The organism is Mesorhizobium sp. W067, assembly GCF_054719525.1.
The window spans coordinates 436,317-452,908 of the sequence record NZ_JBTTII010000001.1 but is presented as its reverse complement, the minus strand read 5'-3'; the positions used below and the strand labels follow the sequence as shown (position 1 = coordinate 452,908).

The window sequence follows — 16,592 nt, the reverse complement described above, 5'->3', positions numbered from 1 at the left end:
CTCAATTGGTCAGGCCGATGTCGCGCATCTTGACGTAGACGACCTCGTCGGGCTCGCCCGTTTCCGGCAGGCCGAACAGCGACTGGAATTCCTTGATCGCCGCCTTGGTGCGGGCGCCGACGACGCCGTCGAGCTGCATGTCGTCATTGCCGAATGCCTTCAGGCCGGCCTGGATCTTGACGATGCGGGCATCGGGCGCCTGGGCGGATACCGGCGCGGAAACCGGGATGGGCGCAGGCGCGGCCTCGGGCGCGGCAACTCGAGCGGCGGCCATATCCACGGGCCTCGGCACAGGATGCGGGATGCCAGCCGTTGTCTGCTTGGCGCCGAGCTGGTCGAGCAGGACGGCGTCGATCTCACCGGAGGCCGGCAGGCCAACTTTCTGCTGGTATGCCTGGATCGCCTTTTGGGTATTCGGCCCGGAAATGCCGTCGACCGTTCCCGTGTAGAAATCGAGATCCTTCAGGATGCCCTGGACCTGCTCGACGGTCGGATCGCTTTTGACCGGAGCCGGGCCGGGCCGCAGGATGTTGATGGTGGTTTCGGGTTCGTCCGCGCCGGGGTGCGGAAAACCCTCGATGCTGCGGGTGGCGAAGAAGGCGCCGGCATGCGGAAACGGCTGGTACCACAGCGCGTTGGCGGAAACGTAGAACAGCGTCACCAGGAAGGCGGTCGAGCCGCCGACCAGGACCGGATTGCGCGAGATCGCGCCGCCCAGCGCAATCGCGCCGGCCTCGAACGCGCCGCTGCGGCGCTTGACCGCCTTAGGCTGTTTTGCGGAGCGAGCCATTCCTGTCCCCTTTCGCGTCGCCTTTCGTCCTGGTCGCGGGCATCGGCAGCACGCCGTTCCTCTCGGTCGCGCTCCTCTTCGGCCCGTTCACCGGCAGGCTGATCGTGACCGTCGTCCCCTCGCCCGGCATGCTTTCGATCGACATCGTGCCGTCGTGCAGCGCCACCAGGCCCTTGACCAGCGACAGGCCGAGCCCGGTGCCCTCGAAGCGGCGCGTATAGTCGTTCTGGATCTGCATGAACGGCTTGCCGAGATTGACAAAATCTTCCTCGGCGATGCCGATGCCGGTGTCCCTGACCCAGAAATGCAGCCGCGAGCCGATCCGCTTGGCGCCGACGACGACATTGCCGCCATCGGGCGTGAACTTGACCGCATTGGAGACGAGGTTGATCAGGATCTGCTGCACGGCACGACGGTCGGCATTGATCTCCCCGGCGTCCGGCGCAATCTGCGCCTGGAGACCGATGTTCTTGGCATTCGCCTGCAGCTGCATCATCGACTGGCACATCTCGACCGCTTCGATGAATCGGAACGGTTCGGGCTCGGTCGCGTAGGCGCCGGCCTCGATCCTCGAGACATCAAGGATGGAGGTGACGACGGCAAGCAGATGCTGGCCCGACTCCTTCACCAGGCCGACATACTCCTTCTGGCGCGGGTCCTTGAAGCCGCCGAACATCTCATGCAGCAGCATGTCGGAAAAACCGATGATGGCGTTGAGCGGCGTCCGAAGCTCATGGCTGACGACCGCCAGGAAGCGGCCCTTTGCCACCTCGGCCGACGCTGCGGCCTCATTGGCGGCAGCAAGCTCGTCGCGCAATTCGGCAGTCTCGTCGTTCTCGCGCAGCAGCAGAGTGAAGGTCTCCTGCTGCTCTTCGGCACGCATCAGTTCGAGCTGAAATGGCCGGTAATTGTCGGCCGTCGAGGCGCTGCCGTCCTGCGGCAGCCTTACCCGAAGATCGAGCCGGCGCGCCAGGGCGCCATCGCGCATGTCGGCAAGCGCGCTGAGATAAGCGACGCGATCGGACAGGTGGATGCGGTCGAACAGCCCGGCGCCGAAAAGCAGTTCCGGCGGCAGCTTCAGGATGGTGCGCGCCTTGGCTGAGGCATCCAGGACCTCGCCATGCCGGGCGACATGCAGGACAACGGCGTCGATCATGTCTTCAAGGCGGTCGTTTGGAAGCAGCGCGGGCTGCGCGCGTGCGGCATCGCCTAGGGCTGCGAGCCGGGGAACCAGCGTCAGGCCCCAGGCGAGCGGCAGCAGCCAGTGCCACGCCGCGACTTGCGCCCCGCCGAGCGGGACGACAGAGGCGACAAAGGGCTGCAGCAGCATTGCGGCCAAGGCCGAGAGGCCGCCCCAAAGTGCCGCGCGCTTTGAACCGCCGATCCACCAGGCCTCGAATGGCAGTGCCAGGGCCAGCAGCGCAACCGGCGACGCCAGGCCGCCTGCTGCCGCGACGGCGCCGGCAAGCGCAAGACCGCCGGCGGCAAGGGCAACCTGGGCTGCCAGCGTCATCTTGCCCGACGCCGCCACCAGCAAGGCGGCGAACCAGCAAAGACCGAAGGCGGCGAAAATGGTTGCGACGGTGACGGCGGCGCCCATGCCCGAGGTGACCAGTGTCACCGCCGCACCGGCGGCGAAGAACGGAGCGGCAAGCATGATGCCGATGAACCGGCGCTGGCGCAGGCGATCGCCCTGGCCGATGATGGCCGGATGGACCATGCGTTCGCAACCGGCCGCCAGCGCGCCAGGCAGTTCAATATATCTGGCAGTTGTCAAACTCAACGCACTCGCACCCGGTCGTGACTGCCCCTGCGTTGCAGGTCGCTTTTGCTTGTTTGAAACTCGCATCCAGCGTTTAAGGAATGAATAAGGCTGACCGGAACAACGAGCGCGCTGCGGCAAAAATTGGAGCGCCGGCACCGGAATGCACCGCCATTTGTAGCCATAGTAAACGGAGCGTTATGTGCAAAGGGCGTGCCCGTGGCTGCGAAACCCTGAGCCGGCATGCCTGCTCTTCTGAAGATATCCATGCGCAACAATCGCTTAGATGGTTACTGCAAGGTTAAGAAAATTGGCGGCATTTGAGGCTAATGCACTGCAAAACGCCTCGCTTCGAATTTGCCTAAAATTTGAGGAAAATTTTCACTGAGCAAGAAAGCCGTCCTTTGCGCCTCATGTGCCATTGTCGCTGATATAAAGAGGTCATTGCGCATGGACGCATGATCCGGTCATTGGACGAGAGGGCAGATCGATGGGCTTTTTGATAAGAATGGCGTTCTGGTTTTCGCTGGTGTTGCTGGCGCTGCCGCTGACCGTCGGCCCCGACGAGGATGGCCGCGAGAGCGTCGGGCCGTTCCAGGCGCTTTTTGCGGCGCGCGAAGCGGTCGGCGACATCGCCGGCATTTGCGAGCGTAAGCCGGACGTCTGCGAAACCGGCAAGTCGGCGATGCATACGATCAGCGCCCGGGCCAAGGAAACCGCCAAGATCGCCGCCGCCATGCTGGACGACAAGAGCGCCGAGACCTCGCCCGATACATCGCTGGCCACCGGCAGCGTCGCCGAGGACATCGTGCTGCCGGCGACAGTCAACATACCTGCCAAGCTGGTGGCGAAGAACTAAACACCGTTTCAGCTGGTATCTACAGCGACACCGCAGGCCGGTCGGACCTCTCGATGCCTGCGGTGCTTTTCTTCTTTTTCCGTGACGCCGCAGCCGCGGATGACTATATCCCGAGCAATGGCCACGACGATCCAGACGATCCGCGACGACTTCTCCCTGCTCGACGAGTGGGAAGACCGCTATCGCTATGTGATCGAGCTCGGCGAAGCGCTGCCGCCATTTCCCGACGCCGAACGCAACGCCGCCAACAAGGTGCCGGGCTGCGTCAGCCAGGTCTGGCTGACCACGAGCCGAGCGCCGGGCGCCGATCCGGTCATCACCTTCACAGGCGATTCAGACGCTCATATCGTACGCGGTCTGGTCGCCATCATGCTGGCGCTGTTTTCGGGACGGACTGCCAGCCAGATCCTTGAAACGGACGCCGAGGCGACGCTGAGGTCGCTTGGCCTCGACGAACATCTGTCGCCGCAGCGGGCCAATGGCCTGCGCTCAATGGTCAAGCGCATCAAGCGCGACGCCGAGATGGCTCTCAAGCAGACTGCTTGATTGCTCTATCTTCTCTTCTTTCGACGCAATTCCCAAGAGAAAGCGCTCGGCAGTTTTCCTGGAATTGTTCTAGAAACAAAACGGCGCCGTAAGGGGCGCCGTTGATCTTGTCCATTGGAGCCGGTGTTACCGCCCCTTGCGTTTGCGGCCGAGGCCCATCTTCTTGGCCAGCTGCGAACGGGCAGCGGCATAGTTGGGGGCAACCATCGGATAGCTGGCGTCGAGATTCCACTTCTCGCGGTATTCATCGGGCGTCAGACCGTAATGGGTCATCAGGTGGCGCTTCAGCGACTTGAACTTCTTGCCATCTTCAAGGCAGACGATGTAATCGTCATGAACAGAGCGCTTCGGGTTTACCGCAGGCTTCTGCTTGTCGGCCGGAGGCTGTTCGCTTGCTCCGCCCACGCGCCCGAGAGCGGCATGGACATCAGCGATAAGGTTCGGCAATTCGCCGACCGGCACGGGATTGTTGCTGACATAGGCTGCCACCACATCGGCGGTCAGCTCGATCAGCGCATCGCTATTTCTGGAAGGTGTTTCGACGATATCCATGGTTTAGGCCCCAACGAAGGATGTTTCTGTTTGCGCCCTTTTTGGAAGATCGGGCATGGCGCGAATTTCACGCGGGAAGAGCTTCATGGATTCGCGTCCGGGCATCTTAATGAGCCCACAGACAAAGTAAGTCAATTCGCAGCTTGCGCTATATTCAACGATATTCATCGAATAGTCGCTCTTCAGCTTCAATCTTTCGTGCACTCTGTAACTTCGCGATATTTTCTGGTCGGACCAGGACTAGCATGACGTAAGGTCACACCACCGCTAAATCAGCAAGGACTCATAAAGTGGGCAGCGATGCTTGGTCTATGCTTCGAGGTTTGGGCGGCTGATTGTCGGATTCGTACCAAACTGTAAGTTGCAAAGCGTTGGCGAAACACGCCGAAGAAGATCTTCGGTCTGACCGGATTCAATACGGCGTGAGGTATTTTCCATAGACCCAGCCACTAACAAAACCACCATTTTGCGCCGGGTCGTGCCAAACTTGACACCATTGATAGCGAATTGCCTGTTTCTGTTTCCAGTGCGGCTGGCCGGCGATCTCCAGAAGATTCAAGCCGCCGGTGCACTTGCCGGTCATCTGCAGGATCGTCCCGTTAGGATAGGCGGCCTGCTTCCGCGAGGTGCCGGACGGATATTTGCGAACGTTGAGCGTGTCGCCGAACGGCACGCCAGCCACTTGCCAAGCGGCGAACGCGGTTGCATGAGACTGGCCGGTGAAAGCCAGAACGGTCGAAGCGACGACGGCGAGAGCCGCAGCGGTGTTGATATGGAAATTCATCATCCTCTCCTTTTGGCTCATCTCCCGAGCCCGCCGCAACCAATACATCCCGGCCCTTGAACCCGCGCTGATCGGCGTGTTCATTTGCCATTCAAGTAATTTCTTCAGTGAGACGCAATGACCAAGACCTCAGCTTTTCCGACCGCCAGCCCGCCGAGCCCCGAGAAACACCCCGTCTTCGACACGCACCACGGCATTACCCGCACAGATGACTATGCCTGGCTGAGGGCCGAGAACTGGCAGGCGATGTTCAGGGACCCTTCCCTGCTTGAGGGCCGCATCCGCGCCCATCTCGAAGCCGAAAACGCCTATCAAGCAGTGCTTATGGCCGATACGCTAGAGCTTCGGAAGCAGCTGTTCGGCGAGATGAAGGGGCGCATCAAGGAAGATGATTCGACGGTGCCGATGAAGGATGGCCCCTATGCTTACGGCTCATCCTTCAAGCTTGGCGGCGAACAGCCCCGCTATTTCCGCATGCCGCGCGATGGCGGCGATGAGCAGATCCTGCTCGATGGCGACGCGGAAGCCGAGGGCAAGCCCTATTTCCGCCTCGGCGGCGTCGACCATTCGGCCGATCACCGCAAGCTGTTGTGGGCGTTCGACGACAAGGGCTCTGAATTCTTCACACTTCGCGTGCGCGATCTCACCAGCGGCAAGGAACTGAGCGACCAGATCGAGGCCACCAGTGGTGGCGGCGTCTGGAATGCCGCCGATGACGGCTTCTTCTACACAAGGCTCGACGACAATCATCGCCCGTCCAAGGTGCTGTTCCACGCGCTCGGCGGCAGCCCCCTTAATGACCGGCTGATTTATGAGGAAACCGATCCCGGCTTCTTCATGGATGTCGGCGGCACGCGCTCCAACGAATGGATCATGATCGGGATCAACGATCACGAAACCTCGGAATATCACCTGATGCGCGCCGATGAGCCTTTCGCCGAGCCAAAGCTGGTGGCAAAGCGCGAGACTGGCCTGCAATATGATCTGGAAGAAGGCGGCGACATCTTCTTCGTCCTCACCAATGCCGACGGCGCCAAGGACTTCAAGATCATGACGGCGCCGGCTAATGACCCGGTTCGCGCCAATTGGGAAGAGCTGGTGGCGCACGAGCCAGGCCGGCTGATCCTGTCGGTGGTCGGCTTCAGGGATCATATGGTCAGGCTCGAGCGCAAGGAAGGGCTGCCGCGCATCGTCGTTCGCGATCGCCGCAGCGGCGAGGAGCATCTGATCTCGTTCGACGAAGAGGCGTTCTCGCTCGGCCTGTCGGGGTCCTATGAATACGACACCGAGATCATGCGCTTCACCTATTCGTCGATGACGACCCCGGCGCAGGTCTTCGACTACAATATGCGCAGCCGCGAGCGTGTGCTGCTGAAGACCCAGGAAGTGCCGTCCGGTCACAATCCGGATCATTATGTCACGCGCCGGCTGATGGCGCCGGCCGCCGATGGCGAACTGGTGCCGGTCTCGCTGCTGCACCACCGCGACACGCCGCTCGATGGCTCCGCACCGTGCCTGCTTTACGGCTACGGCTCTTACGGCATTGCCATTCCGGCGGCGTTCAACACCAACTGGTTCTCGCTGGTCGACCGTGGCTTTGTCTTTGCCATCGCCCATGTCCGCGGCGGCAAGGACAAGGGCTATGGCTGGTATGACGACGGCAAGCGGGCGCACAAGATGAACACGTTCACCGATTTCATCGCCGTCGCGCAGCATCTCGTCGCCGAGCGTTACACCCAACACGACCGCATCGTCGCGCAAGGCGGCTCGGCCGGCGGCATGTTGATGGGTGCGATCGCCAACATGGCGCCGCATAGTTTCGGCGCCATCGTTGCCGAGGTTCCCTTTGTCGACGTGCTGACCACGATGCTCGACGCAAGCTTGCCGCTGACGCCGCCGGAGTGGCCGGAATGGGGCAACCCGATCGCGTCGGCGGAAGATTACCAAACGATCGCCGCCTACTCACCCTATGACAATGTCGCCGATCACGACTACCCGCCGCTACTGGCGCTGGCCGGCCTCACCGATCCGCGCGTCACCTATTGGGAGCCGGCCAAATGGGTGGCGCGGCTGCGCGAGCGCAAGAGCGGCGACAATCCGGTGCTGTTCAAGATCAACATGGATTCCGGCCATGCCGGCGCCTCCGGCCGCTTTTCAAGGCTGGAGGAGATCGCCTATACCTACTCCTTCGCGCTCAAGGTTACGGCCAAGCCCGAACCCGAGGTTACGGGCAAGGCTGAGAATGCAACGGAGGCGTCGCAATGATCGATCTATCCACCTTGACGGCTTACATAGCGGTTGTGCTTGGCTTTGTGTTTATTCCAGGCCCAGCCACGCTTTTGACGGTCGCGCGAGCGACGAGTTCCGGAACCAGGGTTGGCGTCGCGACGGGCGCGGGCGTCGCGGCTGGCGATGTGTTCCATACCATCATGGCGATGGTCGGCATTTCGGCGATCATCGCCACTTCGGCAACGCTGTTCAGCGTCGTAAAATACATCGGCGCGGCGTATCTCGTTTACCTCGGCATTCGCGCAATCATCGAGAAAATACCGGCCGATCCTACTGCCGGTGCACTCGCGATCTCCGCCAGCAAGGCGTTTCGTCAAGCTGTCCTGACCGAAGTGCTTAATCCAAAGACGGCGCTTTTCTTCCTTGCCTTCCTGCCCCAGTTCGTGCGGCCTGAAAACGGATCGGTGATGCTCCAGCTGATGACGCTGGGCATAATCTTTGTTCTGCTCGGCCTTTTCAGCACAGTCGTCTTTGCCGTGAGTGCGGGCCGGCTCGGCACGTTCCTGCGCCGCAATCCGTCGGTGGTGAAATGGCAAGGCAAGGTGGTTGGCGGCATCTACTGCGCGTTAGGCGTTCGTCTGGCCTTGCAGCAGCGCTGATGTCGAAGCGAAAAGCGCGCCCGTCGAGGCGCGCCGGTCGTCACTTTTTGAATTCCGGGCTGCTCATTTTCACTCGCATTTGCAATGGCTGCGCGCTACCCATGCGCGCCACCTTCCAGACCATGACATACGCAAAGGGGCCACTATGTTGCTCGTCGACACCTATCTCGAGAAATCACCGATCCAGGGCATCGGGGTTTTCGCCAGGAACCACATTGCCAAGGGCACGCTGGTCTGGAAGCTCGACCCCAGATTCGACCGGATCATCGACGTCGAGACCTATGAAGGCGAGAGCGGCCCGGTGAAGAACTATCTCGACCGTTATTCCTATCCAGACCGCCGGGATCCGAACTACATCGTCTTCGAAGCCGACGACGCCCGCTACATGAACCATGACGACGAACCGAATTGCGATGTCTCCTCGCCCGAGGAAACCTATGCCTTGCGCGACATCGCACCCGGCGAGGAACTGACCTGCAATTACAGCCATTTCTTCGAGACGGGCTTCGACTTCCTCGGCGATCGCCACCTGTAGATGGCCACCTGTAGCCGGGATCACTTGGCCGGCTTGCTGCGCACCGGGTAGCCGTTGGGATGCGGCGGCACCGCCTTGAGATAGGCGGCTATTGCCGCGCGATCTCCCGGCGGCAGTTCGGCCATGTTGCGCTGCACGTCGACCATGGCGCCGCCTACCGAGTCGAAATCGGGGGTAAAACCGGTTTCGAGATAGTTGGCGATGTCGGCTTCCGACCAGTCACCGAGCCCGCCCTCGCCCGATGTGATGTTCGGCACGACGCCGCTGCCTTCGGCTGCCGACGCGCCAGCCAGCCACTGGCTCTTCCTGGTGGCGCCGGTGAAGTCGCGCGGCGTGTGGCATTCGCCGCAATGGCCAGGCCCCTCGACCAGATAGCGGCCGGCGAGTACCGGATCAGGCGTGCCATCGGCAAAGGCAATCACCGGCTCTTTGCTGAGATAGAGCCGCTTCCACAGGCCGAGGCCGCGGCGGATGTTGAAGGGGAAACTCAGGGAATTGTCCGGCGCCTTGCCGGCGACCGCCGGCAGCGTCTTCAGGAACGCATAGAGATCGGCAATATCAGCCGGCTTCATGCGGGCGTAGGATGTGTAGGGGAAGGCCGGATAGAAATGCTCGCCCGACGGCGACACGCCCTTCAGCATGGCGTTGGCAAGGTCCTCGACCGTCCAGGCGCCGATGCCGTCCTTGGGATCCTGCGAGATGTTGGGCGGCACGAAGGTGCCGAACGGCGTCTTGAGCTCGAGGCCGCCGACCAGTTGCAAACGGGCGTCACCCTGCGAGCCTGGCTTGGCGTGACAGGAGGTGCAGCCGCCGGCATTGAAAATGCGCTTGCCCCTGGCGGCGCCGCCGGGGCCGAGCTGCGCCAGGGTGTCAGTGTCGAGCTTGACCGGCGCCGACAACAGCCAGCCGGCGCCGGCACCGACGACACCCAGGACAAGGGCGGCGCCGACAAATTTTTTCCACAAGGGCATTGCCCGGGATCAGCTCTTCTTCACCCGATAGGTCTTGTGGCAGGTGCCGCAATCACTGCCGAGCGTATCGATCTGCGCCTTCAACGCATCGACATCGGCGGGTGCGGCGGCGACTGCGGCCTTGACGTCGGCGAGGTACTTGTCTTCGGTCGATTTGAAGCCCGCCATGTCTTTCCAGATTTTGGGCGAGGCGGTGGTATCACCGCTGTCGCTGCCGGCCGGGAACAGCGTGTCGACATCGAACTTCTCGGCATTGACTTGCAGCGCCTGCAGCGCCGTCAGCACGGCGGCGGCATCGAAGTCTGCCTCGCCCTTGGCGATTTTTGACAGGCCGCCGACGATCTTGCCTCGTTCCTTCATCAGTCCCTGTCGGTCGAGGATCGGGTCGGCAAAAGCCGCCGAGGCGGCGAGGCTGAGCATAGAGATGGCGATAACAAGCTTTCTCATTCAATTGGCTCCAGGATGATGAGGGGTCGCGACCTACCGTTAACGGAGGGCGGGCCGGGATTATTCCCTGTCCGCCGGCCGGATTCCGCCGAATTTTGTGTGCCTGCTGCTTCAGCTGAGAAAGAAAAGCCCCGGAGTACCGGGGCTTCTCTGGGTCGATCAGGCTTTCGCCTCTTCGTACATTTCAAGGACATGGTCCCAGTTGATGAGGCTGTCGACGAAGGCCTCGAGATATTTCGGCCGCGCGTTGCGGTAGTCGATGTAATAGGAATGTTCCCAGACATCGACGCCGAGGATCGGCGATGCGCCAAGGACGAGCGGGTTCTCGCCGTTCGGCGTCTTGGATATCGCCAGCTTGCCGTCCTTGACCGAGACCCAGGCCCAGCCCGAACCGAACTGCGTGGTGCCGGCGGCGATGAAGTCGGCCTTGAACTTGTCGTAGCCGCCGAGGTCGGCGTCGAAAGCCTTCTGCAGGGCGCCCGGAAGCTTGTTGCCGCCGCCGCCCTTCTTCATCCACTTCCAGAAATGGATGTGGTTGTAGTGCTGGGCTGCGTTGTTGAAGAGGCCGGCATTCTTGCCGAACGACTGTTTGACCACCTCTTCGACCGACAGATCGCCAAGGCCCGCTTCGGCGGCCAGCTTGTTGCCGTTGTCGACATAAGCCTTGTGGTGCTTGTCGTGGTGATACTCCAGCGTCTCCTTCGACATGTAAGGCTGCAAGGCCTCGTAGTCGTAGGGCAAGGCGCGCAATTCAAAAGCCATCGGTCATACTCCTCATGGAAAAATCCGGTGCGGATACCGGATTAAGATAGGGCTGCATTGATCTGGAACAACTCCGGAATGAAGCGCCAATTGCCTTTTAGCGGCTCAACCGGCGGAAGTCGAATGCGCCCATTCCCAATAAAGGTCGCGCGCTTTCTTGGCCACCGGCCCGGGCTGCAGATCGCGGTCCTCGATGCGGGTGATCGGCACGACCTTGGAATGATTTCCGGTCGAAAATATCTCGTCGGCTTCAAGAAAGTCGCGCACCGAGAGCATCTTCTCCGTGGTCTTGAAGCCGTAATCGCCAAGCAGCGTCATGGTGCGCGAGCGGGTGATGCCGGACAGGAAGGTGCCGTTGGGCGCCGGCGTCAACACGTGGCTGTCCTTGACCAGGAAGATGTTCGAGGTTCCGGTCTCGGCGACATTGCCCAGCATGTCCAGCACCAGCGCATTGTCGAAGCCGCGTCCCTTGGCTTCGAGAATGGCGCGGCCATTGTTGGGATAGAGGCAGCCGGCCTTGGCATTGGTCGGCATGGTCTCGATGGTCGGCCGCCGGAACGGCGACACGGTGATCGAAAAGCCGGTCGGCGAGATCATCGGCGATTCGTAAAGGCAGAGGCAGAAACGGGTCGAGGCCGGATCGGCCGGCACGCCCATATAGCCGCCATGCTCGGCCCAGTACATCGGCCTGATGTAGACCGCTGTCTTGCCGTCGAACTTCTTCAGCCCGTCCCAGGTCAGGCCGACGATCTGGTCGACGTTCATCGATGGCGTGAGGCCGAGCGCGATCGCCGAGGCGTTCACTCTGGCGGCATGCAGTTCGAGATCGGGGGCGACGCCTTCGAACCAGCGGGCGCCGTCGAAGACGCTGGTGCCGAGCCACATGGCATGGCTGCGCGGCCCAAGGATGGCGACGTTGCCTTCGTACCAGTCGCCGTCGACGAAGGTCCATGTCGCCGATAGCGCCGCAGTCGCCAGTGTCATTGTTCGGTTCCGCTTCAAAGCTGCCTGTGCCAAGCATTGGAAGATGCTTTGACCGGCGCCGTCAACCGGCATGGAGCGGTTTTTGTTGAGGCCAGAGCGCCCCAAGAAAGCGATCAAGACTACAATCGATGCTTGCACCTTGCGCCGCCTGCCCTCAAAACTGTCGCCATGCATTACGCGGCTTACGTTTTCGACGCCTATGGCACGTTGTTCGACGTGCACGCAGCCGTGCGCCGTCATGACGGCGAGATCGGCCCCGACGGCCCGCTGCTTTCGGAAATCTGGCGCGCCAAGCAGCTGGAATATTCCTGGGTGCGCACGCTGATGGGCGGCTATGCCGATTTCTGGCAGCTCACCGAACAGGCGCTCGATTTCGCCCTGCTCAAGGTTCCCTCCGCCGACATGGGACTGAAGGCCAAGCTGCTCGAAGCCTATTGGCGGCTCGACTGCTATCCGGAAGTGCCGGCCGTGCTCAAGGCGCTGAAAGCATCCGGCGCCAAGCTCGCAATCCTGTCCAACGGCTCGCCCGAGATGCTGGAAGCGGCGGTCAAGTCGGCCGCCCTCGACCAGGTGCTGGACGATATCTTTTCGGTCGACGCCGTCAGGCGCTTCAAGACCGACCCGTCGACCTACGACATGGTGGCGACGGGCTGGCGACTCTATCCGGGCGCCGTCTCATTCCAGTCGTCCAACCGCTGGGACGTCGCCGGCGCCACGAAATTCGGCTTTCGCACCGTATGGATCAACCGCGCCAACCAGCCCGAGGAATACCGGGATTTCCCGCCGGCGCTGATCCTGCCGTCGCTTGAAGGCCTGCTGACCGGCGGCTGATCACTCTGTTGCCTTCGAGCAACAGTGGCAGGGCGGTCACAGCTTCGCCTTTGTTTGTCCACCCTCAGGCCAGAATCGGAACCGCCTATCGCGTTAGGCATTGGGGGAGGCCGACCACTGCGCCGCTTGAAGGCATTCACGCTTTCTTGCGATTCGAGACTTAAAAAAGGCAACCATGTTGAAGACCGAAATCGACCCCTATCGCCTGAGCCGTCGCGGCTTTCTGAATGCTGCAGCCCTTGGCGCCGCTTCGATTGCGGTCTCCGCCTGCACCACCACCGGACCGGCGCCGGCGCCGGTCGAACCGCCACCGCCGACCTATGACGAGCCGCCGCTCGGCGACTATGCGACGATGTACGGCCCGATTTCCGACAGCGGGTTCGAACTCCCGGCCATCCCGATCAAGAAGATGGACCCGCAGTTCCTGCGCCAGATCGTTCCCGATCCGACCGGCCAGCGGCCAGGCACCATCATCGTCGATACGACCAACCATTTCCTCTATCTGGTGCGCGAAGGCGGCCAGGCGATCCGTTACGGCGTCGGCCTCGGCCGCGCCGGCTTCGAATGGTCGGGAGACGCCGTCGTCCAGTGGAAGCAGAAATGGCCGAAATGGACGCCGCCCGATGAGATGGTTGCCCGCCAGCCTGAACTGGAAGAATACAGCGCCAAGAACGGCGGCATGCCCGGCGGCCTCAAGAACCCGCTCGGCGCCCGCGCGCTCTACCTGTTCCACGACAACGTCGACACGCTCTACCGCCTGCATGGCTCGCCGGAATGGAACTCGATCGGCAAATCCGTCTCGTCAGGCTGCGTGCGCCTGATAAATCAGGACATCATCGACCTCTACGACCGCGTGCCGTCGAAGAGCCCGGTCATCGTGACGTCCGACATCGGCCAGCCGATGGCGGCGAGCGCAAACCGCAGAGCCATCCCGATCGATGGCGGGGTGCCGGATGGCTCGGTCCTGCTCGGCCCGGTGACCTGATCGACTTCATCGATGCCATGAAGCGGCAGGTTCCGCTCCATGCGGCAAAGCTCGCCAGGATCCCGATAGCTTTACGCAAATGCCTGGGGTTCGCATCCAAGATATGCAATGCCGGCAGCAGGAGGCCAAAAAGACGTCCAGACGAACCATCGACCGGGTGCAGTCTGGCGTCCATGCCGGTCAATCTCGACGCTGCTGTGTTTCGTCACCGATTGATGTATATTAGACGGGAGTATGATTGCAGAGACATACATTTCATTAGATCATTGATGGCGGGGGAACGCCGATGGTGGGATTTGATTTCGATAGTCCGCCTGCCGACGGCGCCGAGGCCAATCTGTCGGCCGAATGCGAGCGCCAATTGCTGCCGCTCGTCCGTGGAATTGTCGAGGCGGCGGTTGCCGCCGGGTGGAGCCAGGAAGACGTTCTTCTGGCCATGGTCGAGCTGTCCTGGGATCTGTACGAGAAACGCCGAGGCGATCTTTAGCAGGCCTGCGTGAGCCGGATAATTCCGTAGCGCCGGCCAAGCCAGGCCATGTTTTTCTCGCGCGAACTTTTTTCTTCACTTACAATGTTTTTTCTATCCGCGGGATGCGCTACGCTGCCTTTGGGCAGGACTATGGGGGATACAAATTACCGTCCGGATTTCCGGGTTGGCTGTTTGCACGGCACGGAATTTCGATGGGCTGGCAAAGCGGCTGAGGCAAGGCTGAATGAAAAATGCGGGCGAGGTTCAGGAACGCAGCGCAGGCGCCGATCGGGTCGATCGGCACGCCCTCGACACAATCCCCGAAAATGCCAATCCCAGAAGAGCAACCATGCGGGGGAGCGGGATATGCTCTGTCCGCAGCCCTGGATCGCTCCTGGAGGGTCGCCATCGCCGAAGTCGCCTACCTCGCGGGATTTTCGGATCAAGGCCATTTGGCCACCGCCATGAAGAAGCACAAGGGAATGAAGCCATGGTTCGGGCGATAACTGCTGCTGGATCGTCCGTGGCGATGACAGATAGTCGACCAGCTCTGTCAATGGCCGCGCGATCTATATTCAGGATACAACGCTGGATTGTGACGGCGCACTATGCACAATAACTAGGCTAAAAATGGTAAGATAAGATCGGAAAATAGTCAGGTAGCCTTGGCTAAAAATTCAAACCTGTAAATTTATAGTCAAAATCCTGGTAAAATTTTCGCTTGAGCTCAAATTCTTCTTTGCAATATAAAGCAGCATCTGTAGGATTCGAAGGAACGCCCAGGAGCAAACGTGAATTCTGGGCTCCTCGATACAGCACAGGATTGGATTGATCGGCGCAGCAGTGGCAGAGACGAAGATGCAACATAGAGGCAACGTCCAGGAAAGCGCCGGGACAGAGCGGCGGCGCGCGGATCGTCGCATCTTCGACGGAATTCCGGAAAGCGCGGGGCGCTACCTGGTCACGTTTCGAGGCGGCGCGGCACATGTCGTTCATGGGCCGGGATCACACACATTCAAAGCGGCGGAACATTTCGCTTCGGTTCTGCTTACACCCTCACCAGGGATTGCGGCATCGCTGGGCAGCGACAAAGTCCACGAATACGACGGCGACGTCGGCATGATCATGATCGTCCCAGCCGACCTCGGCGGCAAGGTGACTCGGTCATCCACCACGGAAAGCGTAATCGTGGCGCTCACCCCCGAGAGTCTCTTCGAGCTGGCAACGCGTGAATTCGACACCGGCCATGCCGAGCTTCAGCCGCCGCCGTACGGGACCGTCGACTTCCAAGCGCTGCAACTCGCGCAGTTGCTGAAGGCGGAACTGACGGATCGGGAAACTCCAAACGAGTTCTATATCGATTCGTTGGTCACCATGTTCGGCGTCCATTTGCTTCGGAACTACGCAGGAGCGCGAAAGTTGCCACAAGCCCCAAAGGGCGGTCTGTCGAACCGCAGCGCCCGGCGGGTGCGCGAATTCCTGGAGGTAAATTTTTCCAGCAAAATCGCGGTGGCCGAGCTGGCCGCACTCTGTGGCCTTTCGCCGAGCCATTTCATCCTGGCATTCACCAAGACCTTTGGCGAGCCGCCGCACAAATACCTGCTGCGGCTGCGTCTCGATTTCGCCGAAAAACTTCTCATCGAGAGCGACCTGTCGATTGCGGAAGTCGCTCATCTCAGTGGATTCTCGGACCAGAGCCACTTGACAGTCACCATGTCCAGATACCGGAACAGAACCCCCAGGCAGGTGAAGCTGCAACGTTAACGACTGTTGCGGCGCGCATGATTGTCCGCGGCGATACCTCGATTGATCTTCAGTATAGTCGAAGGTTGTGTGGCAGAGCAGTCACAGTTGTGGCGCAGGGACCAAATACCGGATTTTCCTACAAAGATTCCGGATTATTCCAAAATACCTGCACCGCGAATGTGCTCATGGTCGCGATTGAAGTCATTTGGGGCGGGGGAGCAACCAGATGATACAGCATGTCGGATTGTCCCATGGACATTCAATTCGCGGAAATCGAGGTCTTCGCGCCTAAGGCCGAAGCGGCCTGGGCTGCACTGCAACGCCAATACGCCAGCCGGATCAGCGCTGCGGAACTCGACCATCTCCTGGCCTGTTTCGTGCTTGGACTGACCTCTCCGGCTTGTGGTGAAGGCGATCCGGGATTTCATTTCGATCTCTGCCGCGCGCTGGTGGCGGTAAACCTACCGCCGGAACGGACGGAGGCTGCACTGCATGCGGTTCCAGAACCGACGCAGCCATGGGTCGCGAGCGCCTATCAGCTGATTGAAAAACAAGGCGCGAAGGTCGGTCTCTCGTTGCGGGAGAAGACGCGCAATTTCGAAGATTTTTTGGCCACCGAGGCGAATGGTGCGGCACATCAGAGCGCCTCGGCAATTGCGAGGAAAAACTAGCATGACCAAA

Annotated in this window: 18 protein-coding genes; 10 read left to right on the top strand and 8 right to left on the bottom strand. The window is 61.0% G+C overall.

Annotated elements, in window-relative coordinates:
• Window position 1: 1 nt before the first annotated feature.
• Together ACYG97_RS02075 and ACYG97_RS02070 are read right to left on the bottom strand one after the other, a co-directional pair.
• Window positions 2-790, bottom strand: coding sequence for a peptidoglycan-binding domain-containing protein (locus ACYG97_RS02075; protein WP_023732036.1), 789 nt, complete (start codon window positions 788-790; stop codon window positions 2-4).
• The gene (locus ACYG97_RS02070; protein ID WP_023732037.1) at window positions 765-2,510 is read right to left on the bottom strand and encodes a sensor histidine kinase; all 1,746 of its coding nucleotides are present in this window, start codon (window positions 2,508-2,510) and stop codon (window positions 765-767) included. Before ACYG97_RS02070 ends, ACYG97_RS02075 begins: the two co-directional genes overlap by 26 nt.
• A gap of 532 nt (window positions 2,511-3,042) precedes the next feature.
• Here ACYG97_RS02070 and ACYG97_RS02065 point away from each other — a divergent pair.
• Entirely contained in the window at window positions 3,043-3,411 is a 369-nt protein-coding gene (locus ACYG97_RS02065; RefSeq protein ID WP_023732038.1) for a DUF5330 domain-containing protein, read from the top strand.
• Between the two features lie 117 nt (window positions 3,412-3,528).
• Window positions 3,529-3,957, top strand: a complete 429-nt coding sequence (locus ACYG97_RS02060) for a SufE family protein (RefSeq protein ID WP_023684547.1) — start codon at window positions 3,529-3,531, stop codon at window positions 3,955-3,957.
• 126 nt (window positions 3,958-4,083) lie between these two features.
• Here ACYG97_RS02060 and ACYG97_RS02055 read toward each other — a convergent pair whose 3' ends face one another.
• Window positions 4,084-4,509, bottom strand: a complete 426-nt coding sequence (locus ACYG97_RS02055) for a Ros/MucR family transcriptional regulator (protein WP_023673680.1) — start codon at window positions 4,507-4,509, stop codon at window positions 4,084-4,086.
• Window positions 4,510-4,921: 412 nt separating this feature from the next.
• Complete coding sequence (locus ACYG97_RS02050; RefSeq protein WP_023673681.1) at window positions 4,922-5,296, bottom strand: SH3 domain-containing protein; 375 nt, start codon at window positions 5,294-5,296, stop codon at window positions 4,922-4,924.
• Between the two features lie 114 nt (window positions 5,297-5,410).
• On the opposite strand from ACYG97_RS02050, the gene ACYG97_RS02045 reads away from it, so the two are divergent.
• The 3 genes from ACYG97_RS02045 to ACYG97_RS02035 all read left to right on the top strand — a co-directional run bounded on the left by ACYG97_RS02045 (window position 5,411) and on the right by ACYG97_RS02035 (window position 8,716).
• Window positions 5,411-7,558, top strand: a complete 2,148-nt coding sequence (locus ACYG97_RS02045) for a S9 family peptidase (RefSeq protein WP_023732039.1) — start codon at window positions 5,411-5,413, stop codon at window positions 7,556-7,558.
• Complete coding sequence (locus tag ACYG97_RS02040) at window positions 7,555-8,181, top strand: LysE family translocator (RefSeq protein WP_023687228.1); 627 nt, start codon at window positions 7,555-7,557, stop codon at window positions 8,179-8,181. Before ACYG97_RS02045 ends, ACYG97_RS02040 begins: the two co-directional genes overlap by 4 nt.
• A 145-nt stretch (window positions 8,182-8,326) precedes the next feature.
• Window positions 8,327-8,716 carry an SET domain-containing protein gene (locus ACYG97_RS02035; RefSeq protein WP_023673684.1) on the top strand — a complete coding sequence of 130 codons (390 nt, stop codon included), beginning with the start codon at window positions 8,327-8,329 and terminating at the stop codon, window positions 8,714-8,716.
• A gap of 20 nt (window positions 8,717-8,736) precedes the next feature.
• Here the strand turns inward: ACYG97_RS02035 and ACYG97_RS02030 are convergent, their stop codons facing one another.
• The 4 genes from ACYG97_RS02030 to ACYG97_RS02015 all read right to left on the bottom strand — a co-directional run bounded on the left by ACYG97_RS02030 (window position 8,737) and on the right by ACYG97_RS02015 (window position 11,880).
• Window positions 8,737-9,687: a cytochrome c gene (locus ACYG97_RS02030; protein ID WP_023727652.1), complete on the bottom strand. Its 951-nt coding sequence runs from the start codon at window positions 9,685-9,687 to the stop codon at window positions 8,737-8,739.
• A 9-nt stretch (window positions 9,688-9,696) separates the two neighbouring features.
• Window positions 9,697-10,134, bottom strand: a complete 438-nt coding sequence (locus ACYG97_RS02025) for a c-type cytochrome (RefSeq protein ID WP_023684552.1) — start codon at window positions 10,132-10,134, stop codon at window positions 9,697-9,699.
• Between the two features lie 159 nt (window positions 10,135-10,293).
• Window positions 10,294-10,896 (bottom strand): superoxide dismutase, encoded by a 603-nt coding sequence (locus ACYG97_RS02020; protein ID WP_023732040.1) that lies wholly within the window; start codon window positions 10,894-10,896, stop codon window positions 10,294-10,296.
• 105 nt (window positions 10,897-11,001) lie between these two features.
• On the bottom strand, window positions 11,002-11,880 hold the full coding sequence (locus tag ACYG97_RS02015) for a branched-chain amino acid aminotransferase (RefSeq protein ID WP_023732041.1): 879 nt from the start codon (window positions 11,878-11,880) through the stop codon (window positions 11,002-11,004).
• Between the two features lie 168 nt (window positions 11,881-12,048).
• Here ACYG97_RS02015 and ACYG97_RS02010 point away from each other — a divergent pair, with 168 nt between their 5' ends.
• From ACYG97_RS02010 to ACYG97_RS01990, 5 genes are all read left to right on the top strand, one after another.
• Complete coding sequence (locus ACYG97_RS02010) at window positions 12,049-12,711, top strand: haloacid dehalogenase type II (RefSeq protein WP_023727656.1); 663 nt, start codon at window positions 12,049-12,051, stop codon at window positions 12,709-12,711.
• 175 nt (window positions 12,712-12,886) lie between these two features.
• Window positions 12,887-13,696 carry a L,D-transpeptidase gene (locus ACYG97_RS02005; protein ID WP_023692792.1) on the top strand — a complete coding sequence of 270 codons (810 nt, stop codon included), beginning with the start codon at window positions 12,887-12,889 and terminating at the stop codon, window positions 13,694-13,696.
• 286 nt (window positions 13,697-13,982) lie between these two features.
• Window positions 13,983-14,183 (top strand): hypothetical protein, encoded by a 201-nt coding sequence (locus ACYG97_RS02000; RefSeq protein ID WP_023684556.1) that lies wholly within the window; start codon window positions 13,983-13,985, stop codon window positions 14,181-14,183.
• 810 nt (window positions 14,184-14,993) lie between these two features.
• Window positions 14,994-15,929 carry a helix-turn-helix domain-containing protein gene (locus ACYG97_RS01995; protein ID WP_306413643.1) on the top strand — a complete coding sequence of 312 codons (936 nt, stop codon included), beginning with the start codon at window positions 14,994-14,996 and terminating at the stop codon, window positions 15,927-15,929.
• A 233-nt stretch (window positions 15,930-16,162) separates the two neighbouring features.
• Window positions 16,163-16,582, top strand: coding sequence for a hypothetical protein (locus ACYG97_RS01990; RefSeq protein ID WP_023673694.1), 420 nt, complete (start codon window positions 16,163-16,165; stop codon window positions 16,580-16,582).
• Window positions 16,583-16,592 lie beyond the last annotated feature (10 nt).